This is a genomic window from Spirochaetota bacterium (assembly GCA_025061835.1).
GTDB lineage: Bacteria > Spirochaetota > Brevinematia > DTOW01 > DTOW01 > SKYB106.
On sequence record JANXAC010000003.1, the window covers coordinates 91,632 to 116,119 of the forward strand.

The 24,488-nt window shown below is 36.3% G+C and carries 16 protein-coding genes; 9 read left to right on the top strand and 7 right to left on the bottom strand.

Translation table 11 applies throughout. The features are described from left to right. Window positions 1-54: 54 nt before the first annotated feature. A complete protein-coding gene (mtaB, locus tag NZ579_02355; protein ID MCS7298790.1) occupies window positions 55-1,341 on the bottom strand; it encodes a tRNA (N(6)-L-threonylcarbamoyladenosine(37)-C(2))-methylthiotransferase MtaB in 1,287 nt (428 codons plus the stop codon). A gap of 152 nt (window positions 1,342-1,493) precedes the next feature. Between mtaB and fliP the strand changes: the two genes are divergently transcribed. Together fliP and NZ579_02365 are read left to right on the top strand one after the other, a co-directional pair. Then, on the top strand, window positions 1,494-2,243 hold the full coding sequence (fliP, locus tag NZ579_02360) for a flagellar type III secretion system pore protein FliP (GenBank protein MCS7298791.1): 750 nt from the start codon (window positions 1,494-1,496) through the stop codon (window positions 2,241-2,243). Between the two features lie 4 nt (window positions 2,244-2,247). After that, the gene (locus NZ579_02365; GenBank protein MCS7298792.1) at window positions 2,248-2,826 is read left to right on the top strand and encodes a class II aldolase/adducin family protein; all 579 of its coding nucleotides are present in this window, start codon (window positions 2,248-2,250) and stop codon (window positions 2,824-2,826) included. Window positions 2,827-2,880: 54 nt separating this feature from the next. Here the strand turns inward: NZ579_02365 and bamA are convergent, their stop codons facing one another. The 5 genes from bamA to ftsZ all read right to left on the bottom strand — a co-directional run bounded on the left by bamA (window position 2,881) and on the right by ftsZ (window position 9,430). Further along, on the bottom strand, window positions 2,881-5,304 hold the full coding sequence (gene bamA / locus NZ579_02370) for an outer membrane protein assembly factor BamA (GenBank protein ID MCS7298793.1): 2,424 nt from the start codon (window positions 5,302-5,304) through the stop codon (window positions 2,881-2,883). 300 nt (window positions 5,305-5,604) lie between these two features. After that, window positions 5,605-6,621: an iron ABC transporter permease gene (locus NZ579_02375; GenBank protein MCS7298794.1), complete on the bottom strand. Its 1,017-nt coding sequence runs from the start codon at window positions 6,619-6,621 to the stop codon at window positions 5,605-5,607. A 109-nt stretch (window positions 6,622-6,730) separates the two neighbouring features. Then, on the bottom strand, window positions 6,731-7,009 hold the full coding sequence (locus tag NZ579_02380; GenBank protein ID MCS7298795.1) for a rhodanese-like domain-containing protein: 279 nt from the start codon (window positions 7,007-7,009) through the stop codon (window positions 6,731-6,733). Then, window positions 6,996-8,045: a recombinase RecA gene (gene recA, locus NZ579_02385; GenBank protein MCS7298796.1), complete on the bottom strand. Its 1,050-nt coding sequence runs from the start codon at window positions 8,043-8,045 to the stop codon at window positions 6,996-6,998. The genes NZ579_02380 and recA overlap by 14 nt, the downstream gene beginning before the upstream one ends. Window positions 8,046-8,221: 176 nt before the next feature. Continuing rightward, a complete protein-coding gene (gene ftsZ / locus NZ579_02390) occupies window positions 8,222-9,430 on the bottom strand; it encodes a cell division protein FtsZ (protein ID MCS7298797.1) in 1,209 nt (402 codons plus the stop codon). A gap of 114 nt (window positions 9,431-9,544) precedes the next feature. On the opposite strand from ftsZ, the gene NZ579_02395 reads away from it, so the two are divergent. The 5 genes from NZ579_02395 to NZ579_02415 all read left to right on the top strand — a co-directional run bounded on the left by NZ579_02395 (window position 9,545) and on the right by NZ579_02415 (window position 16,432). After that, window positions 9,545-11,791 carry a sodium-translocating pyrophosphatase gene (locus NZ579_02395; protein ID MCS7298798.1) on the top strand — a complete coding sequence of 749 codons (2,247 nt, stop codon included), beginning with the start codon at window positions 9,545-9,547 and terminating at the stop codon, window positions 11,789-11,791. A 325-nt stretch (window positions 11,792-12,116) separates the two neighbouring features. Further along, complete coding sequence (locus NZ579_02400) at window positions 12,117-13,610, top strand: L-lactate permease (GenBank protein ID MCS7298799.1); 1,494 nt, start codon at window positions 12,117-12,119, stop codon at window positions 13,608-13,610. A 115-nt stretch (window positions 13,611-13,725) separates the two neighbouring features. Beyond that, a complete protein-coding gene (locus NZ579_02405) occupies window positions 13,726-14,061 on the top strand; it encodes a hypothetical protein (GenBank protein MCS7298800.1) in 336 nt (111 codons plus the stop codon). A gap of 199 nt (window positions 14,062-14,260) precedes the next feature. Next, window positions 14,261-15,628 carry a deoxyribodipyrimidine photo-lyase gene (locus NZ579_02410; protein MCS7298801.1) on the top strand — a complete coding sequence of 456 codons (1,368 nt, stop codon included), beginning with the start codon at window positions 14,261-14,263 and terminating at the stop codon, window positions 15,626-15,628. 87 nt (window positions 15,629-15,715) lie between these two features. Continuing rightward, a complete protein-coding gene (locus NZ579_02415) occupies window positions 15,716-16,432 on the top strand; it encodes a hypothetical protein (protein MCS7298802.1) in 717 nt (238 codons plus the stop codon). On the opposite strand, the gene ligA is transcribed toward NZ579_02415, so the two are convergent. Then, complete coding sequence (gene ligA / locus NZ579_02420; protein ID MCS7298803.1) at window positions 16,429-18,465, bottom strand: NAD-dependent DNA ligase LigA; 2,037 nt, start codon at window positions 18,463-18,465, stop codon at window positions 16,429-16,431. The two genes, NZ579_02415 and ligA, sit on opposite strands and share 4 nt — an antisense overlap. A 268-nt stretch (window positions 18,466-18,733) precedes the next feature. Between ligA and NZ579_02425 the strand changes: the two genes are divergently transcribed. Both NZ579_02425 and NZ579_02430 read left to right on the top strand, forming a co-directional pair. Further along, a complete protein-coding gene (locus NZ579_02425) occupies window positions 18,734-21,958 on the top strand; it encodes an Ig-like domain-containing protein (protein ID MCS7298804.1) in 3,225 nt (1,074 codons plus the stop codon). 9 nt (window positions 21,959-21,967) lie between these two features. Beyond that, window positions 21,968-24,488: Ig-like domain-containing protein (locus NZ579_02430; GenBank protein MCS7298805.1), on the top strand; the 2,521-nt coding region annotated here is incomplete at its 3' end.

A 24,488-nucleotide genomic window follows, 5' to 3' on the forward strand; every position in this document is an offset into this window, starting at 1 on the left:
TTCAAAACTTCTGGTTATGAAGGAGGTTTTTGAATAGACTAGTTTTTGTTATCACTAGTCTGCTATTGCGGTAGTAACATCTTCTTCGTTTATGTTTGTAATTTTGACAAAACTGAACTCGTTTCTAGTCAAATCCTTACCTCTGTAGAATACTCTTAAATAATTATCTGCGTATCCATACATTCCACCGTTATAGTCTTCTTCTGGTAGTATTCTAATTTCTCTACCTAGAAATCTACTCTTAAATTGTTTTGATAATTCTTTGACGACGCCGAAGAGTATTTTCTCTCTTTCTTTTTTAACTTTCTCATCTGTTTGGTCTGGCATAACGGAAGCAGGAGTTCCTCTTCTTGGTGAGAATGGGAAGATGTGTAGTCTAAAGAAACCTACTTTACTAACGGTGTCAATGGTCTTCTCAAAGTCTTCATTTGTTTCTCCCGGGAAACCAACAATCACATCACCACTGAACCCAAAGTCTTCATTGTATTTTCTTGCTGTTTCGGATAGCCTTATAAGGTCAGAGGAAGTATAGTTCCTTCTCATCATCCTTATTACACGGTCAGAGCCACTCTGGATAGAGATGTGTAAGTGAGGTGTAAGTTTTCCATCCTTCACAAGTTCAAGTATTCTGTAATCAAACTCATCAGGCATAATGGACGAGAGTCTTATTCTGAAGTCTCCTTTAGTTTTGTTTAGTTCAATCAGTAGGTCTCGTAATGTATGTCCAGACCAATTGTAACTTGTTATATTAACTCCTGTTATAACTATCTCTTTGTATCCAAGTTCAAGAAGTTTCTTAAACCTTCTTACAACTTCTTCAAACTCAAGTGATACGCTTCCACCCCTTGCAAAAGGCACTTTACAGAATGAACACATCCTATTACATCCATCTTGTATCTTCAAGAATGCTCTTGTCCTACCTAGAAACGACTCTGGCTCAAACTCAAATCTGTCTCTCTTTTTTGGTTTAACACTTTCAACATTTAGATATCCTCTTGATAAGTAGGATTGAATAATCTCTGGTATCTTATACTTCATTTTGTTGTCAACAACGCAATCAACGAAGTTATACTGAACTATTCTTTCTTTGTCTGTCTGTGCAAAGCAACCTGTGACGATAAATTTTATTTCCTTGTTGTTCTTAAGTTTTCCAATCTTTTTGATGAATTTAATTCCTTTTTTATCCGCAGTATCCGTAACGGTGCAAGAGTTGAATATTACTATATCTGCTTCTTCAAGGTTATCAACATAGTTTAAACCTAGATTGTTGAGTTTGGTTGAAATTGCAGAACTCTCAAACTGGTTTAACTTACATCCATGTGTAACTATGGAATATTTCATACAACATTAATATAATTATAAACTCTTTGTTATGAATAAATTCAAGAACCATTCAAGCGGGTTAATCAAACTTTGTAAATCATAGATAGTATAGTATAATGCCCATAACTCCGAGTTGGAAAGACAATATTAGTTTTCTGTAAAATAGGTTTATGAAATTGGTAAAGTTGATACCATTTTCTATAGTCATAGTTTTGTTGCTTACGACTGTTGTTTCTGCTCAAGTTCCTTTACCTAGATTTACCATAGGTGTTGATGAGGCAAGGACTCCACAGGAAGTTTCGGTATCTCTTCAGATACTTCTTCTTCTCACAATCTTATCTCTAGCACCGTCAATACTGATAATGTTAACATCTTTCATAAGAGTGTATATCGTATTAGCGTTCATTCCTAGAGCGTTGACTACACAGAATATTCCACCAAACCAAGTCCTTATAGGACTTGCGCTATTTATAACGCTATATATAATGTGGCCTATCTTCACAAAATCCTACAATGAAGGTATAAAGCCATACATAGATGGTAAAATGAGTATTGAAAAGGCGTTTGATAACACGATGAAACCGATAAGAGAGTTTATGTTCAGGCAGACGAATGAGAAGTATATCTATCAATTCATTAAGATTGCAAACCTTCCGAGACCTGCTACGAGGGATGATGTCCCTACTCATGTTCTTATACCTGCTTACATAGTTAATGAACTTACGGTGTCATTTTATATGGGTGCTATATTGTTGATACCATTTCTCATAATAGATATAGTAGTTTCAAGCATACTGATATCTATGGGTATGTTTTTCTTACCACCTGTTGTAATTTCCTTTCCAATAAAGATAATATTTTTCTTCTTGATAGATGGCTGGGCTTTAACTATAAACAAAGTTGTTTTGAGTTTCTTCTAATGTTATGGAAGAATTGATAAGAGAGATTGTAGAGGTATCAAAACTGATGTATAAGAAAGGCTACATAACTTCCAAGGAAGGTAATTTAAGTTATAGAGTTGAGGATAAGATAGTTATAACACCATCAGGAACTCCGAAGTTTAACCTTAAGGAAGAGGATATTGTTGTTGTCAGTATTGATGACCTGAAAAGGGGAGTGAGAGGTAATGCTTCAAGTGAGGTTTTTACTCACCTTGAGTGTTATTTGACTAGTGAGGATGTGAAGTGTGTGCTACATGCTCATCCTGAAAACACTATAGTTCTTGACCTTCTTGGATACAATTTTAAAACAAAATTGCTTGCGGAAGCAGAATACTTTCTGGGAGACATCTACGTAACCGAATACGCAACACCTGGAACACCAGAAGGTGCGAATGTAGTAAGAGGAGTAGAGAATGATATTATCATTCTACACAAACATGGTGTTATCATAAAGAGTAAAACGAACCTCTGGGATGCTTTTTACAGACTTGAGATACTTGAAAAGTATTCTGGTATTGTTTATAAGTATCTTCTTGCGAAAAACATAGATCAAGTTCTATAGGTGTTTTTGACGGAGTAGAGTTCCTTCGGATTTTTAGAGAGAATAGGGATAATGTTAGAACAATCCTTGTATTGCGAACACGAATTGCCAGTTGTTGAAGAATTGATCGCTTAGGTATAGTCTTGGAGTGTTATCTTGGAACCTAAATTGTCTTGCCAAATATATTCTTATTGGAAAACCCGGTATGTTTATCATAGCACCTATACCGAAACTACCGTAGTATCTATTTAGGTCAAAATTGTAATCCTCTGGTCTTGGGAATGCATTACCAAGGTCTCCGAATAAAGTGCCCCAGAGTTCATTACCTATTATTGGTATTCTCAACTCTGTTGAGAAGAATGATTTTGCTCTACCTCTTATACCATACCCTCCCCAACCTCTAAGTTCGTAATATCCGTCAAACCAGAATAGGTCCATTATTTCAAACTCAAGTCTTCCACTAAGTTGAGGGAACATAGCCCCGTGTGTAGTGTATAGAACCCACACAAGACTATATTCTTCCGTTATTGGTATAGCCTGATAGAATGAGAAACTTCCCGTTAGTTTTATGAACTCAAAAAATCCACCTATTAAGTGTCCAACATAGTCAAGATACAATCCGCCATTTACGCCTTTAGAGGGCACAAGTGGGTTATTCCTACTGTCAAACGAGAAACTCAAGCTCAAGATACTTTTGAGTTTCCCCCTATACACTTCCCACCAGTTATCAACATATGTTAGGCTAAGTTCTTTTGATACACTAGCATCGTAAGGGTTGATGAAACTTTTATTGTGAGTAATCGTTGAGTATATAGAGTATCCAACTCCTACATTGTAGTAGCTTCCTAGCCTTCTGCCTACATTTAACCCCAAACCTAATTTCGTCTGCCAGTATGTTCCGTTAGTGCTTTCAGGAATTCCGTTACTATCATCATCAACGATTATGTCTCTTACGAGGGTATTGTAGAAGTATATTGATGTTGAAAGCGAAAACAACGAGTCAAAGAGATATGGTTCTGTAAAGGATAGATTGATGCCCTGTTGATTTTGACCTATATCTACCTTGCCCTGTATCTTCTTACCTGTCCCGAATAGGTTGATGTGAGATATACTTCCGCCTAGAGTAAAACCACTAACAGATCCATAACCTGCTGATAGTGAGATGATACCAGTCCTACCTTCCTTCACCTTGAATATGAGGTCCATTATTCCTTCTGCTTCTCCTTCCTTAACTTCCCATTCAACTTTCTCAAAGTATTGTGTCATGTTGAGCCTTTCTACGCTTCTTTGTAGTTTATAGACAGTGAATATTTCCCCCTCTTTTACATCAAGTTCTCTTTCAATAACATATGTTTTAGTGTAGGTATTACCGACTACAAGTATGCTTCCTATATGACCTATGTCACCTTCCTGTATCTCAACTTCTATATCAATAAATCTAATGCTTTCGTTCTTCTTTAGCTTTTTATCAACTCTAGTGAAAATGTAACCCCTATCCCAATACATCCTACTTACACTGTATATCCACTTATCAACTTGATCCATCGCAAAAACATCACCTTTGAGAAGTTTAAACTTTTTTAGAATTTCGTTAGTGCTGAAAACCTTTATATCTCCTTTGATTTCAATACTACCAAAATAATATTTTTGTCCCTCTTCAATACCTATCGTTATGTAAATATGCTTTTCTATAAGGTTAGTTTGGTTATCGTAATGGTTACTTACAACGATGTTCGTAAATGAAATTTTAGACTCAATGAAACCTTTAGTATCGTAGAAGTATTTTATCTTGTCAATATCCTTTGAAAACTTGTCAGGGTCAAAGTACCCTCTAACGATCGGTATTCCTATGAACTTAACCTCTTCCTTTGTATCCATAATTCCTTTCAAGTCTCCTTCGTTTATGTTGGAAATACCAGAGAATGTTATCTTCTTGACTATACTTCTAGGTCCTTCGTCTATGTCAAAGTTGAGTATTAGCTTATTATTCTCTCTAGAGAATGAATGTCTTACAGTTGCATCTAGTAGTCCTTCCTCTCTATACTTTTGTCTTATAGCAAAGATTGAAGAGTATATCTTGTATTCACTAACATAATCGCCTTTGTTTATGAACAAGACTTCTTTTATATCATCTGAACTCAAACTCTTGTTGCCGTTTATCTTTACCTCATCAATAACATCTGCTTCTTTACCAACTATGTAAATGTCAAGAAGTTTCTTATCTCTATCAACTATTGCATAGTCAATACTAAACTCATACAAAATACTCAATCTATATATATCTTTGGTCATCTGGATGACTTTGTCAAGGTCTAAAAAGTCTCCTTCTTTCAGAGTAATATTGTCTCTCAGAAGATTTTCTGCTTGCCTACTCATTTGAGAGAATACTATCTTGTTGATCTTATACCCCTGAATATCACTTAAGTTAGTTATGGGACTGGAAAATATGTAGGCAGCAAAGATGACTTTCAAGAGGAATATAACTAGCACTCTTCGCATAACTTCAACCTCTTCGTAGTTTATGTATTCTAAACGAGAGTGCTCGTTTAATTAAAATTAACCTAAAATTACTCAATACAATACGAAACTCGCGATCAAGATTGGTTTCTAGACGAGTAAATCTTTTCACTAGCGAATACATAAGTCTGGTATGAAACAGAATCTTGAACTAACGAAAACTATCTGGAACGAAGGTGAGTTAGCAAAAAGTTTAGAACTCTGATTATTCATCTAATCGGGATTTATGTAAAGTATTGTAGAAGCGATGTCAAGAAATTTAGTTGTTTATTTGATAATTTGTCATTGTTTTGATTTATCTAACCTAAGTAATATGAGAGCAAATATTGGTGCTCCGATAAGTCCTGTTATAACGCCTAATGGAATCTCCAAAAAAGGTATTAATTTTCTTGCTATTATGTAACATAGTGTTAGAAATATTCCTCCAATCACACTAGAGAAAATTATAACATCCTTTGTTGAAAATGATATGAACCTATACGATAAGATCGTTACTACATTTGGTATAACAAACCCTACGAAACCTATCACACCTGTGAGCGAGACTGCTGTTGAGGACATCACAACCGTGATAACAATAAATACTGTTCTCCATAGCCTCACATTGATACCTAAAACATGCGAATCAGTATCACCAAGAGATATAACATCAAGTTTCCTTGAGAGTAAAATTAATATTAGTATTACCAGGATCACTACTGAATACTCTACGAGTAAGAATTCAAAATCGGATATTACTACGCTACCTAGAAGGAATGAGAATGTCTGTTGTAATTTGTATGGGTCTAGTAGTGATTGAATGAGGATTATGAGTCCAGATATGAAACTGTTTAGCATAACTCCAAATATAAGTGTTTTAAGAGAGTCCCTTACTAGTGAAGATACTAGGGTAAATATTAGTCCAGCTAGAAAGCCAAAGATGAATGAAAATGCAACTCTTACGAACGAGAAGCCTAGGTAAGATGCTATTCCAAAAGCAGACATAATTGTTATACCTAGAACACTTCCGGACAGCACTCCTGTAATACCAGGGTCTGCTAGATTATTCTTTGTTATCCTTTGTAGAACTAATCCTGAAACGGATAGAGAGATCCCTGATAACAAAACCGCTAAAGATTGAGATAACCTAATCAAGATAACCTTGACATCTTCTTCGGACCTGTTTTGGGATAGAAATGTTTTGGTTAAACTTGTATCAGTAGTTCCGGTCTCTACGGAGACAAAAAGAGATCCAAAAAGTATTAGAATAGAGAGTATATGAAGTATGTTTATTAACAACCTTCCTTTAACTCTTTTCATCAAAATAATCTATCTCTAAAGTTCAGAATGAAAAAATTATAACTAACAATTTATACCGTTTTTAATCAACTGAGTAGTTTTAGTCTAACTATAACTCTTTCTTTGTGTTTCATTTTAGGAGTCTTTTTAGTTCTTCTATTCCTCCCTTGACATTCTTGACGCTTTTGAAACCTTTTGACTGCATAACCTTTGTTAGTATATCGCTTAGCATTCCACTTTCACATACCACTAGATATTCCTTTTGTCTGTCAAGTATTTCAACTTCCTTTGGTGCTTTGAAGAAATCAAGGTTTAAAACATTCAAGTTTCTTGATGTGTAAAACTCTCTGTCCTTTTCAAAATCTCTTGGGGATCTTAAGTCTATTATGACTAGGTTAGGGTTTTTCATTTTTAAGGTAATCTGGAATTTCTATGCCAAGTTTCTGTCTTATCATAACTTCAAGTTTATTTACTAAATCCGGCTTCTGTTCAAGAGTTGCTAATGCTTGGTCAATACCGTTACCTAATTTGTCATCTCCGTAGTAATACCAATTACCACTTTTCTTTATGATACCAAGTTCAGGTCCTATTGTAAGTATTTCGTAGGGTTTTGATATGCCTTTACCGTAGAGTATTGGCACATCGGCTACTCTGAATGGAGGTGCTACCTTGTTCTTTGCTATCTTAACTTTACATATCATTCCTATTACCTCATCACCTTTTTTTATACTCTCTGTTTTTCTAGTCTCTATTCTCAATGATGCGTAATACTTTAGGGCAGTTCCACCGGTTGTTGTCTCTTGGGGACCTCCGTAAGAGAAACCTGTTGAGATTTTCATCCTCAACTGGTTTGTAAATACAATGGCAGTGTTTGTTTTTGATACAATTGAGATTATTTTGCGGAGTGCTTGGCTCATAAGCCTTGCTTGTATGCCTATAGTTGCATCTCCTACATCTGATGAAATCTCTGCTTTTGGAACTAGTGCTGCAACTGAATCTATGACAATCACATCAATAGAATTACTTCTGATTAAGTTCTCAACAACATTTAGTGCTTCTTCCCCTGACTCAGGTTGTGAGACTACTAGATTAGCAACGTCAACACCTATACTTTTTGAATATACTGGGTCAAGTGCATGCTCAACATCAATAAACGCAGCAAATCCTCCACTTTTTTGGACTTCTGCTATTATGTGAAGACATATAGTAGTTTTACCTGATGATTCATGCCCATAAACTTCTGTTATTCTACCTTTGGGAATACCACCTATGCCAGTTATAGAGTCAATAAGAATAGAACCAGTTGATATTGACTTAACTTTTTCAACGGGTTTAGTATCTCCGAGTATCATTATTGAACCTTCACCGTAGTTTTTCTTTATTCTGGCAATCGCTTCTTGTAAAGCCTTCTTCTTTGCCTCAATCTCGTTTGGATTAGTATTCATGTTATCTTCCTCCATTGTTTATTTTAAATAACTTTTATTATGCTTATCCACATCTTAACGAACAAACAAAAACACTATTGGAATAGGTAGAAGAAATTTGAGAAAAGGGAAGCAATGATATTGAAATTACATTTCTAACTAGAAAATTCCTTCAAAGTCCTTTTATGAGATGCTGGTTAGAATTTTCTACTTATTCCTTCATCGTAATCTTCAATTGAAGATAGAGAAGCAAATCTATTCTTTCTGAGGATAGCAGGAGTAGAGAGGTCAAGAACATCTTTATCACTGTCTTCAAGTGATCTTATTGTTCTTCTCTTGGATAAGAAGTCCTGTCTTGATATTATCTTTCCTATACCAGGGACTACTTTTACTTCACCTTGGTTAAGTCCTACGTTTGTATCTTTTTCAATACTAGATTGTTGCTGTTGTTGGAATACAGTTTCTGATTGTGATGGGAACCCAGTTGCTATGACTACGACTCTTATGTTATCACCCATTGCCTCATCAGGACATGCTCCCATTATTATGTTTGCTTCTTTGTCTGCCGTCTCGTTTATCGTTTCCATTATTGTGTTTATATCGTCAAGTGATAATTTGCGTCCGCCTGTTATGTTGACTAGAACTGCTTTTGCACCTCTAAAGGAAATATTGTCAACAAGTGGATTGTTTATGGCTTTTTGAGCGACCGACTTGGGGTCTGTATCAACACCTATACCCATCAATGCTTCTCCTCCTTCCTTGAGGACTGTTCTAACATCGGCAAAGTCTACATTTATTAAGCCTGGCTTTGTTATTATGTCTGACATTCCTTGTATCGCTTGCATTAAAACTTCATCTGCCTTCAGGAATGCTTGTTCTATAGGAGTTTTCTTATCTAGGATTTTGAAGAGATTTTGGTTTGGAATAACTATGAGTGTATCTACATGTTGTTTTAACTTTTTTATACCTTCTTCCGCTCTGTCCATTCTCTTCTTACCTTCGGTTAAGAATGGTTTCGTTACGACTGCTACTGTGAGTGCTCCGAGTTCTCTAGCAATCTGTGATATAACAGGTGCAGCACCTGTTCCTGTTCCTCCACCCATACCGCAGGTGATGAATACCATATCAGACCCTCTTAATGCGTCATAGATTAAGTCTCTATCCTCGTTTGCTGCTTCTTCACCTACTTTAGGATCTGCACCAGCACCTAGACCTTTTGTTCTCTTTTGTCCTATTTGTATCTTGGTGGGTGATAAACTTGTTGATAGCGCTTGAGCATCAGTATTAACTGCTATAAAGTCAACATTTTTAAGACCAGCTTGTATCATTCTGTTGACAGCATTACAACCTGCTCCTCCTACACCTAAAACCTTTATATTAGTAGGATTTTCATCAAACTCATACATAAATTCCCCTCCCATAATAGTTAATAGATAGTTCTAATTGTAAAACAAGACTTCCTCGCTTTCAATATTGAAAGTGATTAGTATTTCTTTGATAATCAAAACTGGGAGGTTTGTATGGAAGGTAAGATAGTTTTACCCCAGTTCGGTCAGACAGAGTGGGGGATATTATTCTTTGTTCTGGCAAGCTCAATAGTTGCTCTGATTTATGGAATATTTCTAGTAAGGTATGTTATAAAGGTTGAAGTTGGTGATAAGAAGATGTTAGAAGTTTCTTCCGCTATAGAGGAAGGTGCTATGGCCTATCTACGAAGACAGTTTAACACGATGATATGGTTTATTATTGCTTTGATGGTGATACTATTCTTTGTTTATCAATCTATCTACAAAGACATAAGGTTGCCGTTGGGTATTGCTATAGCATTTCTTATGGGAGTTTTTGCGTCTTACGGAGCTGGTTTTGTTGGGATGTGGTTGTCCGTAAAGGCGAATGTTAGAACTGCTTATACTGCTTTGACCAAGAGTTTTTCAGATTCTCTTAAGATTTCCTTTAGAGCCGGTGCAGTTTCTGGAATGTTCACTCTTGGTTTTGGACTACTTGGTGCTACGATCATATTTATGGCTTTTAGAGAAGAAGCAATGAAAGTTTTGGTAGGTTTTGGTTTTGGTGCTGCACTTGCTGCTTTGTTTATGAGGGTTGGGGGTGGAATATATACAAAGGCTGCGGATGTTGGTGCAGACCTTGTTGGAAAGGTTGAAAAAGGAATACCAGAGGATGACCCAAGAAACGCTGCAACTATTGCGGATAATGTAGGCGATAACGTTGGAGATTGTGCCGGAATGACTGCAGATGTTTTTGAATCTTATGAAGTTACGCTAGTTGCTGCGATAATCCTTGCTGCCGCTACTCTTCTTGACCCAGTTTTCACTCAAACCTACGGTCAGAATGCTGAAATGTTTGCGTTGAAACTTATAATGTTCCCCCTAATACTTAGGGCGATAGGCGTCTTCTCATCCATGGTAGGTATCTGGAGTGTTAGGATGAAGGAGGATGAGCAAGACCCGATGAAAGGTATAAACAGAGGATACATAGTATCTGCTATTCTTTCCATAATAGGTTTTGCTATCGTGATATATTTCTATCTTATAGATCCAAACACTGGACAGCCAGATTTTAGGTTCTTGATCCCTCCATCCATAGGTATCTTCCTTGCAGTAGTTACCATGTGGCTTACTGATTACTTTACACATCCTGATAAAAAACCTGCTACGGAAGTGTCATACTCAAGCAAGACGGGTCCTGCGACAGTGATACTAACAGGTATGGGGGTTGGTCTTGAGTCTACGGTTTGGGCAATCGTTGTGATAGCAGGCACGATCGGTGGAGCGTTACTGATATTCCCCGACAGCCTATCTCTTGCTGCTTACAGTATTGCTCTCACAGGATTAGGATTGCTAACAACAACAGGATACATACTTGCTATGGACACTTATGGCCCTATTACCGATAACGCTCACGGAATATTTGAAATGTCAGGAGTGAAAAATCAAAACGCAAGTAGAGTCCTTGATAGAATGGATGCTATTGGTAATACAACGAAGGCTTTGACAAAAGGTCTTGCTATCGCTACTGCAGTTATCGCTGCAATATCACTATTTAGATCATTCATTGACGAAGCACAGTTATTCCTTAAGGGTATTCAGATAAATGTTCCAGAGGTGTTTATAGGTCTCCTTATTGGTGGGGCAGTTCCATTCCTATTTTCTTCCTTTGCTATCAAGGCGGTTGGTAGGGCTGCGTTCTTGGTCGTAGAAGAGGTTAGAAGACAATTTAGAGAGAAACCGGGTATTATGGAGTGGAAAGAGAAACCTGATTATGGTAAGACTGTTGAGATAGTTACATTTGCTGCACAGAAGGAACTCATAGGTCCAGGAATACTTGCAATATTCTCTCCTATCTTGGTAGGTTTCTTGCTTGGAGCGGAAGCATTAGGTGGATTCTTAGCAGGTGCGATACTGACAGGTCAGTTGCTTGCGGTGTTTATGGCAAACGCTGGTGGTGTTTGGGATAACGCAAAGAAAAAGATTGAGGATGGATTTTTAGGTGGTAAAGGAACTGATGAACACAAAGCGGCAGTTGTAGGAGATACCGTTGGAGATCCGTTTAAAGATACAGCAGGACCTTCTCTTAACCCTCTTATTAAAGTTATAAACCTAGTATCACTACTTATCGCACCTATTGTTATACTTGACTTACCACTGTGGTTAAGGATATCTGCCGTTGTTGTCTCATTGATACTTCTAGGTATATCAGTTGTTTTAAGCAAAAGAGGTGCTATAACGGAGGAAGGTAATAACAAATAGTGTTCGGTAGATAAGTTGTTTTACAAAATCTAACAACTCGCAAATAGTTTTGTTGTCAATATAGTCAGTATTCTACATCTTTTGTGTGTGATAACACGATATACAACGAATTACTTACTTAAATTACAATGCTTTTCATGCACTAACTGCTAGTTTATGGATAAGTCTAATTTTGTCTAACTAAACTGAGCGTAGAATTGTTATGTTATGACTTTAGAGAATGTTGGGGTTAGGACAAACAGAAATCGTTGTTGGGGTTTTATCTCGCTATCTAGAAAGTGAGTTATCAAAATAATGAAAATAACTCTAAAAATAGGGGGTGGTTATGTCTTCTGATGTTGTACTTCCAGCATATTTACTCGGACTTATAAGCCTGATACCATTCTTTCTGATAGGCTTCGGGATACTGAAGACAAAGATAAAGATGCATTGGATAACATTTTTCACAATGATAGTGACATCTGCTCTATCACTCGTTTGGAACACTGACTATAATCTTCTTTTAGTTTCTTTCCTAGAGGGTTTTGTCTTAGCAATCATACCGATAATGTGGATAATTTTCGCTGCGGTCTTTACTTACTTTATAAGTGTTAAGACTGGTTCTATTGAAAAGATAAAAGTATTCTTGAATAGTATAACTGAAGATAGGAATATACAGGCGGTTTTGATAGCGTTCTGCTTTGGAGGATTTCTTGAGAGTGTTGCGGGTTTCGGGACTGCGGTTGCGATACCAACAGGTATGCTAGTATCATTGGGTTTCAATCCTGTTAAGGCTGCTGTTATATCACTTGTGGCAAACTCAGTGCCTGTTGCTTTCGGTGCGCTAGGACTACCTGTAATAGTATTGAGTAACATAGTTAAAGAACCTCTTGAACAACTTACTAGGTTCGTTGCTCTACAATTGGTACCATTTTCATTACTCATTCCACTACTCATTGTTGTTATATCTAACGATGGCTTTAAGGGAATAGGTAAGTCTATGAAGGATGCTTTGATGATAGGTTTTGTGTTTACTCTTACTCAAACACTCGTTGCTTTCTTTTTAGGACCTGAACTAGTTGCGGTTCTTGGAAGTCTAGTTTCTTTGGCTACTGTAGTAGTTGTTAAGCAGTTCAAATCTCCAAATCCTTACTTGAAGGAAGTTCTTTTACCTATGTTGAATTATGCTATACTTCTCGTTCTCGTGATACTAACAAGACTTGTGTTTCCAGAATATCTCAATAAATATCCTTTTGTAATAACATTTGAGGTTCAGGGTAAAGTGATGAAGATTGATTACCTCACAACTCCTGGAACTCTCCTACTCATTTCTTCACTGGTAAGTGCATTTGTGATGGGGGTTAATTTCAAGATTATACTAGAGACATTTATTGAGACGCTGGATAAGATAAAATGGAGTGCTCTTACAATAGTTAGTATAGTAATACTTGCGAAAGTTATGGGGAACACGGGAATGATAATAAGTACTGCTGTATTGATTGCTGGAGTTTCAGGTGTGTTGTATCCTCTCTTCTCACCACTCATTGGTGCAATGGGAACATTCATAACTGGAAGTGATACCAGTTCAAACATACTGTTCGGAGTTTTACAGAAGGAAACTGCTAAAAATCTTGGCTTCAATGTTGAATGGATTGCTTCATCAAATACCTCTGGTGCTACCGCTGGTAAAATGATTTCACCTCAAAGTATAGCGGTTGCTTCATCCGCAGTAGGACTACAAGGATACGAAAAACAGATTATTTCAACTACATTACCAATATGTATTGTATATTCACTGCTACTGGGTGTGTATGTTCTGATTGTTAGTCTGCTAATATAGTCTTTGAGAACTCAAGAACTTTGGTAGAGTAGTCGCGAGGTTTTACTTTCTAGGAATTGGTTTTGAAGGACTTACATAATTGACATAGCTTGTGGAGTGTGATTATACTTTAAATATGACTGATACAGAACTGAAAGAGAAAATACTTAACCTTATAAGGACGGATAAGGATTTTGCTTTTGAAGTTCATAGGTTAATCCTTAAACTGTATGGTGATGACCTTGTCACAAAGGCATATCTTGAGGAAGCGTTAGTAAAACAATCGCTAGATCTGAAGAGAGAGTTCTATGAAGCGCTAGGGAAGCAATCGGAGGGGTTAGGAAAGGAATTTTACTATGCTCTTGGGGAACAGTCGGAAGACCTTAAGAAATTTGTCCTTGAAGTCAAAGCAGAGTTAATTGAAAAGATAGATGAAACCGCTGAAAGTTTGATAAGAAGATTGATGCGATAGGTAGTAGGTGGGGATTGAGTTCTAAGAAAGCTATACTAAAGTTCGCTGAAGACCTTTTTCATATACGAGGATACAAAAAGTTAGCACAGCAAAAGGGTATAAAGGTATTATTACCTTGATACTTGTCAGATTAGGTTTGTATTATCCAGACGGACTTGACAAACTTTTGGTAGTCTGATAGATTTTTTAAACTTGGATTATGGTTTTAGAAACTAGGGTGAAAAAGATAAACGGCTATGGCATAGACTCTTCAAGAGACTACATCCTGTATTGTATGGAAGCGAGTCAAAGAATTAACTATAACTACTCTCTTCTTCTTGCGGTTAAGTTGGCGAATGAAAACAACAAACCTGTAGTCGTTCTTTTTAACATCACCGATAGGTACAAACATTCAAACATCAGATACTACAAGTTCATGATAGAAGGGATTCTAAAGTTGAGAAAGGATTTTGAAGACCTTGGAATAAAGTTTTTCATAAGGAAAGGAGATTATGTCTCTGGATGTGTTGAATTCGGTAAAAAATCCTGTTGTATTGTTTTAGACAGAAACTACTTGAGTCTCCAAAGAAAGTGGAGGAGTGAAGTTGCTAGAAGCGTTGATGTTGCGGTATTTGAGGTTGATAACGATGTTGTTGTTCCTGTTGAAGTTCTTTCAAACAAGGAAGAGCCTTACGCTTACTTGGTAAGAAATAAAATTATGCCCATAATCAAAAACTACCTTGTAGAGTTTGAAGTTCAGACACCTAGTATAAAATCAGACCATCTTGACTTCGGAGATGAATTTTACTTCAATACCGTTCAAGAATATCTTGACAACCTAAATATTGGCAAAAGTGTTAAACCCGTTTCTAGCTTTGTAGGTGGATATGATGAAGCAAGAAAGAGACTTACTGGTTTTATTCATAACAAGCTTCATTCCTATAAAGAATACAGAAGCGACCCAACAAAAGACTTTCAATCTAACTTGAGTCCTTACCTGCACTTTGGTAACATATCTCCTGTTGAGATAATAAACGAGATACTTAAGTTTCACTCTTTTGATGACCCTAATGTTCAGTCTTATGTTAATGAACTTGTTGTTTGGAGGGAACTTGCAAGAAATTTCGTATTTTATAATCCAAACTACAACAAGTACGAAGGAATACCAGATTGGGCTAAACAGACATTAGAGGAGCACTCAAGGGACGAAAGAGAGTACATATACACCCTAGAGGATTTGGAGAACGCAAGAACACACGACAAGTATTGGAACTCTGCGCAAAAAGAATTACTCATAACAGGTAAAATGCACAACTATATGAGAATGTATTGGGCTAAAAAACTTATAGAGTGGACCAGAACACCAAGAGAGGCATTTGATATTGCTTGTTATCTCAACGACAAGTATGAACTGGATGGTAGAGACCCGAATGGATATGCTGGTATTTCTTGGTGTTTTGGTAGTTTTGATAGACCTTTCAGTGAGAGAAAAATTTTCGGCAGAGTGAGATATATGAGTGCTAACGGACTTCAAAAGAAGTTTGACATAGATAAGTATGTAGAGAAGTATGAAAATCAAAAATATTAAGAGTTGGAAAGAGATTGGTTTAAGAGGTGAGATAGCAAGGACTTTTATTCAACTCTCACGGGAGGTTTAGTGAAGAGGTGATGTATTATGGTTAATAAACGGATGATATTTAGCAAATTTTCATTAGGTAAATCCGAAAATTCTTTTGAAATGTTTGTGAGAGTAATTTTTGTTGTTATCATACTATGTATCCTAAACCTGAATGTTTTTGCTGATGCAGAGGATTTCAAGTTCAAAGCGATAAGCAAGAGACTTAAGTATGTTGAAGATTTCTTCCAGATCTACCACGAATGGCTTTATCAGGATTTGGATAATGTTTCTAGGAATATCTACTTTCTTGAACTTGCTTGGGTATTACCTTTTGACCATCCGATAAGGGCTATGACACCAATAAGTAATGAAACACACTGGCAAAGGTATAAGTATCTTGTGAAAACACATATGGCACTTCTGCTTACGAAGAACTATTTAGATTTCGGTAAGCAGTTTTACAAGGACAACATATACTTTTACAGTAAGGAATATGAAAAGGAGTTGCTTGAAGGGTATGAAATAGCGGAAGCATACTTCAAGTCTGCTCTCGGTTGGTTTGAGATTGCGAAGAAGTATGCTAGGCTCGTTTCAAGGTTTGACTCACAGGTTTATGCTACAATACTCTACTATATGGAGGATGAATACAGAAAACTACTTAATAATGAGTTGTATTACGATGTTACCATAAGGAGACTACTCAAAAAAATTGCTCAAAACAGAGAGAAACTCAAAAGGCTTAAAGAGTTTGAATGGATAGAACCTATACCCTAGAATAACTGAAGGTTTTGGTCCTTTGAGATGAGTTTCTTAAGTTCGTTGAGAGTCTTACCTGTTAGTTGGATAAATTCTTCTTCTGAGACCGTTTTTACATTCAATTCTTTCGCTTTGTCATACTTGCTTCCAGGATTTTCACCCACTATTACGAAATCTGTTTTTATGGAAACGCTTTCGGAAACCTTGCTACCTAAAGACATTAAAACTCTTTTTATTTCATCCCTTGAGAAGTTTTTGAGTGTTCCGGTTACTACTACTGTCTTGCCGGCTAGTGATGACTCCTCTATTTTTGGGTAAATTATCTTAACACCAGCGTCTAACATTCTTCTTATGCTTTCAACATTCTTTTCGTTTTTGAAGAATGAAACTATTGAGTTTGCTACAATGTTTCCAATTCCTTCAACCGTTAGCAACTCTTCATAGGTTGCGTTTATAAGTTTTTCAATCGGTTGGAACTTAAGGCTCAAGAGTTTTGATGTCTGTTCTCCGACATACCTTATGCCAAGTGATGTTATGAACCTATCGTAATCAATAGTTTTTGCGTTCTGGATTGCTTTCTCAATTTTTACGGAGTTTTTCTCACCGACGCCAGAGAGAAAAAGCTTTCTTGCATCAAGGTAAAATATATCAGAGATGTCTTTGACGTAGTCTAGTTCAAAGAGTTTCTCAATTATCTCATCTCCGAGTCCTTGTATATCAAATCTACCTTTTGATACGACATACTTAAGTTTCTCAACGATCTGTGCGGGACAGGAGTTGTTTATACATCTATATGCAACTTCTCCTTCAAACCTCACAACCTTACTTCCACAAACGGGGCAGTATTCAGGTGGCGTGATTTCTTTTTCGTTTCCATCTCTTTCTTCTTTCAACACTCCAGCAACATAGGGTATAACATCTCCAGACCTTTCAACGATAACCTTATCTCCAATCCTAATATCAAGTCTTTTTATCTCATCAAAGTTATGTAGTGAAACTCTTGATATGTTTGCTCCTTTTATTCTTACAGGTTCTAGTTCTGCGACAGGGGTTATGACACCGGTCCTACCGACCTGAAAAGTGATGTCTCTGACTTTTGTGATACCTTGTTCTGGTTTGAATTTCCAAGCGATAGCCCATCTAACATCTCTACCGACAGCACCGAGTAGTTCGTGAAGATAGAGGTCATTGACTTTAACAACTATTCCATCTATATCAAAAGGCAACTTATCTCTCTCTGCTTCTATCTTAGAATGGTATTCCTCTATCTCCTTTAGGTTTGATGATACAAATACATCAGGTGTGGCGAACCTCCAAGATTTTAAAAGTTGAATTGCTTCTGACTGAGTTTTGATACCAAGGTCAAACCTTGACTTAACATAGTAGCCGTAGAATTTGAGTTTTCTTGATGCTGTAATTCTAGGGTCAAGTTGTCTGAGAGAGCCTGCGGATGCGTTTCTTGGGTTTGCAAACACAGGTTCTCCTAACCTTTCTTTCTCTTCGTTTAACTTAACGAAGTCTTCCTTGAACATTATAACCTCACCATAGACTGCAACCTCGTTCTTGTAAGGTATTGATAGTGGCACATTGCGAATAGTTTTCACATTTTCTGTAACATCCTCACCGACTGTTCCATCTCCTCGCGTTGATGCGTATGAAAGGATACCATCAATATATACAATCTCAACTGCGAGCCCATCAAACTTATATTCACAAATAAACTCAATATCATCCCTTTCTGATAGTTTTTTCAACCTTTTCACAAACTCCTCAAAGTCCTCATACTTCTGTGTGTTTGCTAAACTATACATCTCAAATAAGTGTCTAACTTCTTTGAACTCTTTAGCGACTGTTCCGCTTACGCGCTGGGTAGGTGAGTCTTTTGTAATGAGTTCTGGAAACTTTCTCTCAAGTTCAACAAGTTCTCTAAAGAGTTTGTCATACTCACTATCGGGTATTTCTGGTTGGTTTAGAACATAGTAGAGATAGTCATGATGTCTTATTAAGTTTCTCAATTCCTCAACTCGCTTTCTAGTTTCTTCTGGCGTCATAAAAAAATTATTAATGTGTCTTGTGAATTTTTTTCAAATAAGGACGAGTGTATTTAAAAAATCACTGTATATCTTGAGGATTAGGTAGTAATAAGGAATGAGTTTGTAAAAGTATAAGATAATTTCTCGTTTTGAACACCATCAATAGTGATTATTTATCATTAAAACTTCGTTATGTAAGTTTTGAAGTAAATTTATTTATTAAGATTTGAAGAATTGACACTTGTTTATTATCATATTCGTTAGACTATATTAGGAGTTAAGAAGTATGAGAAGAATTTTTGTAATTACTGTGCTTTTTACACTTTTAGCGTATAGTTGTAGCAAATTACCAGAGTTTTCTGATCTGGTCAAGTCTGATAATGATAGACCTGTAGTTTTGGTGAAGTATCCTACGAATAACTCAATTTTGACTAGCAGTAATATAGTTGTTATTGGTAATGCTTATGACTCAACGAATAGTTCAAGGAATAGCGTTTCTTCAGGAATAAGTGGTGTTTATATAAGGGTTGATGAAGGACAGTTTGTTTTAGTTGAAGGGACTACATCTTGGAGTAAGGTATTGTCCAACCTTTCTCAAGGGACTCATGTCTTACAGGTTTATGCTGTTGATATTAGTAATAATACGAGTATGACTCAAAGTGTTTCATTCAAAGTGGATTCTATTGAGCCAAGTATTACAATTCTATCTCCAAGCAACAGAGCAATAGTAAAAAATCCTGTGAGTGTAATTGTTGATGTTTTTGATGAGGTTAGTGGTGTTAAGCAAGTTCTTATAAATACATCCTTGACTAACTACACTTTCAGTTCAACGAATGTTAGCACTAATATCAACATGACTCCTGGTCTGAATATCCTTAGAATAGTATCAGTAGATTTTGCTGGGAATACGAATGTTTCAGTAATTAGTTTCATACTTGATGATACGAGCCCTGTTGTGAGTATTATTCATCCTTCCGAAGAGCAAAATATCAATTCTGGAAGTTTAAGTGTGTATGGAACTTCTTATGATAGTAGGGGTGTAGTTGAAGTTTGGTTTAGAATAGTTGGAACGACAAACACGAATCTTCCGTTTTACAAACTTAGCGGGACAACGAACTGGTCTACTAATATCTCTGGACTTACAGAGGGAACTTACTTCGTACAGGTATATGCTATTGACACTGCTGGTAATCATAGTATAACTAATACTAGAAAATTTTTCGTTGATAACATCAGACCTTTGGTCTCCATTATATTCCCAACCAACAATCACAAATTTACTAGTAATTCAATAACAGTAGAAGGAACTTCAAGTGATCAGGGTAGCGGCATAAAAGAGGTATGGGTTAGGATTGGAACTAACAATTTCGTAAAGATTGAAACAACAGGTAATTGGATAACAAATATTAATAATCTCAGTGATGGTAGTACTACACTTGAAGCATATTCTGTTGATAATTTTGGGAACCATAGTCTGACACAGAGTGTATCCTTTGTAATCAGTGAGATCCCTACTATTTCTATAATATCACCATCTGAGGGGCAGATATTTAACGAACCAAATGTCAATATCGTAGGAAATGCGAACGATCTAGGAAGTGGTATTGACAAGATAAGGTATAGAATAAACTCATCAGGGGCTTTTAACCAAATATCAGGAACAAATATCTGGATCATACCACTTTTGTTATCAGATGGGGTATATAATTTTGAAATCTTTTGTTTGGATTTTCAGACTAACTCAAGTATTACTCAGTCTGTTAATTTTGTAGTTGATATACTGGCTCCGAGTTTGTCTATAACGAATTTGTCTAATGGACAGTTTTTGAAAACGAGAGAGTTTGCTGTTTCAGGTATTGCTACAGATAGTTCAAGTGGAGTTAAGGAAGTATTAATTAGAGTTGGTAATATTGGGGACTTTGGTAAAGTTGTTGAGATTTCAAACTATGTAACTAACACGAATTGGACTACAAACATTCAAGTGTCTAGTGATGGAACATTCAAGATAACTGCATACAGTATTGATAACTCTCAAAAGAGTAGTGTATTCAGTGAAGTTGATGTTATTATAGATACACAACCCCCAACAGTTTCAGTTTCATCAGTTACTAACAATCAAAATCTCAACTCTCTTAATGTATCTGTTTCAGGTTTCGCTAGTGATGATAGGAGTTTGGTAGAAGGAGTGTATGTTAGAGTTGGTAGTTCAGGATACTTTGGTAGGGCAAATGGCACTGTGAATTGGAGCACTAATATATCTTTTTCTAGTGTGGGTGATCATTCAATTTATTATTACTCTGTTGATAATGCTGGTAATGTCAGTTTAACACAATCTGTTAGCATTGTTATAGATACCAATAAGCCTAATGTGTCAATAAGTTTCCCTACGAACAATCACTTATCAACGAACAGTGTTGTGGTAGTGAATGGAACATCGTCGGATAACATATTAGTTTCAGGTGTTTTTGTAAAGATAAATGATGGGTTATTTGAAAAAGTAAATACTACTTCATCTGCCACTCTGCCTTGGAGTAAAACATTCTCAAACCTTAATGACGGTAGTAATACTGTTTATGTTTATGTTGTTGATGAAGCAGGTAATGTGAGTCTCACAAATACCATAACTTTCATAGTTCAAGAAAGGCCTACGGTCTCAATATTTACAATTGGGACTAATATAACTAACGATCTAACATCAGGAGGGGTTGAGGTGAGTGGTTTTGCTAATGATAATACTCTAGTTAGTAAAGTTATGGTATCTACCAATCTATCGGGTCCTTACTATGAGGCATCAGGAACTACAAACTGGAGTTATAAGTTTATGTATGTGCCAGAGAGAACTAACATAACTGTTTATGCGTTTAGTATAGATGCTAGTAACAATCATAGTTTTACCAATACGAATACTTTTTCAGTGAGTAGGACATTTTTAGGTTATGGTCAGTATGATTTCTGGGCTGGTAGTATAGTAAGTGCTTTTGTGATAAGTTCAAACAATAATCTTGTAATTGAGATATTCGCAACAAATTTAAGCAATCCTGCTCTTAATCATTTCTTTGTATTGATAGATATAACGAACCTAAACGGTCATCAGCCATCAGCTAGTGGATGGTCAGGTGATTGGACTACTGGTTGGGGTGATTTCTGGTTTACAAATGTTGCTGGAATAAATATGGAATTGATTATATGGGGTAATATTAACAGTAGTGGAGACTTGATAAATCTTAGCGCAAAGAATAGTTTAGGTAATAATGTAGTATCGTCTATTAGTTATACACGAAGTGGTAACCTATATAGTTTTAGAGTTCCATATAGTATTATAGGTAGTGGTGCTAGTTCAGGACATACGCTCAACCTCTATGCGTTTTATGGTAAAGCTGGACAAGGAAGCCCAGGACCTGGAGGTATGAGGTCAATCTTCCCGAGAAATGTATCAACTATAAACAGAGGTGAGTGGGGTAGTTTTGTTAATAGCGTTACTAACAAGTCAATAAATTATCGTCTCCACTAGGAGGTTGTTATGTTGTTGAGGTTCTTGATTATAGTATTCATATTTACTTTGTCTTTAACATACAGTTGTTCTAAATTACCTACGATTGCTATTGATTTAAGTGAAGATATAGATAATACTCCTCCTGATGTCAAGTTGCTACACCCTAATGACGGAGATTCATTTAATACTACAAATATCCAAGTGAAACTTGCTGGTAGTGATTCAGGTAGTGGGTTGAAGAGTATTTTTATAAGAGTTGGTGATAATGGAAACTTCGTTGAAGTAGCTGGTGAGACTACAAATATCTTGCTACCGGGTGATGGTAATTACACACTCTACTACTACGGAGTGGATAAGAAAAATAACTCAAGTATAATAAAAAGTATAGTCTTCAAGATAGATACCGTTCCTCCAAGTGTAACGGTGAATTCTATATCAAACGGTTCTGTGCTAAATGTAACAAACTTGCTTTTTGCTGGGACATCGTCTGACGATAGAAGTGGTGTAAAAATGATAGTTGTAGAGATAAGTAATACAAGTTCATTGTATAATATACTAGGTAATGATAATTGGATTACTAATATAACTGTGTATTTTGATGGGTATTATACCGCTTCGGTTTGGGCTTACGATAGAGCAGGGAATGTAAGTTCTACTCAAACGATAAACTTCACTGTTGATAGTTCAAAGCCGACTGTAAGTGTCATCTTTCCAACTAACGGTCAAACACTTAATACTACTAATTTGAGTATATATGGAACATGTAATGATAATCTTGGGGGTAGTATAGAAGTTTGGCTTAAGATTGATGGTGGTTCTAGCGGAACGTTTACGAAAATATCTCAATCACCTAATTGGGAGACTAATATTAGTTTGACACAGGATGGGATATATACAATTTATGTCTTCTCGGTTGATGGTGCTGGCAACTCAAGTATCACGCAACAAGTTATATTCAGTGTTGATACAACATTTAATGACAACACTATACCAGTTGTAGTAATATCCTTTCCTACAAACAATTCATACTTTGCTACTAATACCATAACCATAAGTGGTCAGGTATATGATCCCGCTATCGGTGGATACAGTGGTATAAAAGATGTTTTTTGTTCATTAAATAGTTTATCATCTTTTTCAAAACTTGGTATCCAAGGTTTTGATGGATGGGAGACTAATTTTGTTGGTTTGTCAGATGGTCAAAAAGTTTTCCGTATCTATTCAGTTGATAATGCTGGTAATCATAGTCTTACTCAAAGTGTAACATTTTATATTGATACGGAGTCCCCAACAATCTCAATAACATTTCCTAGTAGTTTGAGTGTATTTAACACTACTTCTGTAAGTTTTTCTGGAACTTCCAGTGATTTGGTGAGTGGTATAAACAGGGTGATGATAAGGGCTAACGATAATCTGTCTTTTAGTGTGGCTAGCGTGTCTGGAGGTCCTTGGAGTACTAATCTATCCCTTAAGGATGGAACAAACATAGTTTATGTCTTCTCTGAAGATAAGACAGGGAATACAAGTATAACTCAATCTGTTTCGGTGATAGTTAAGGAGAGACCTTCTGTATCAATAGTTTCTCCTACGAATTATCAAGAATTTGATGATACTTCTGTGCTAGTCTTCGGGACTGCTTCTGATCTAGGAAGTGAAGTTGATTCTGTAAAGGTAAGTATTAATGGAGGTCCCTATACTAGTGCGTTTGGTAAAAACTACTGGTCAATAAATCTTACAAACTTGTATGATGGAACTAATTTATTGAGATCTTTTGGTGTTGATATATATAGTAATTACAGTTCAACGCAAGAGGTATTATTTTTGGTTAAAGAAAGACCTCAAGTTCAAGTTCATTATCCTGTTAGTAATCAGGTTGTCAGAACTAATAGTGTTCAAGTTGTTGGAGTATCTTATGATAAGGGTAGTGGTGTGAATAAAGTCTTTTTCAGGCTAGGGAATTCTGGAACATTCGGGGAGGTTTCAGGAACTACTAACTGGACAACAAACCTTACAGGACTTCAGGATGGAACTAATACAATACAGGTTTTTGCTACTGACAAGTCAAACAACCATAGTTATACGAATAACATACAAGTATTTATAGGTATTCCACCAACTCTACAGGTTACGTATCCAACAAACAACCAGTCAGTCAATACTAGTTCTATAACCATACAAGGAACAGCAAGTGATGATGCCAGTGGTGTCAAAGAAGTTTGGTTTAGGCTAGGAAATACTGGAGATTTCGGAAAGGTATCTGGAACTACTTCTTGGAGCACTAATGTCAGTGGTCTATCTGATGGAACTAACATTTTCTATATCTTTGCTGTTGATACAAATGGTAATGTAAGTCAAACACAGTCAGTAGTATTCATTGTTGATACGGATTTCCCAACAGTAAGTATCACATCCCCTTCCGCTAATCAGGTTTTAACGAGTAGTAGTATAACTGTTACGGGAACTGCTACGGGTTCAATAAGTGGCATATCTAGTGTATGGTTAAGGTTAGGTAATAGCGGAGGTTTCGGTAAAGTTAGTGGAACTACGA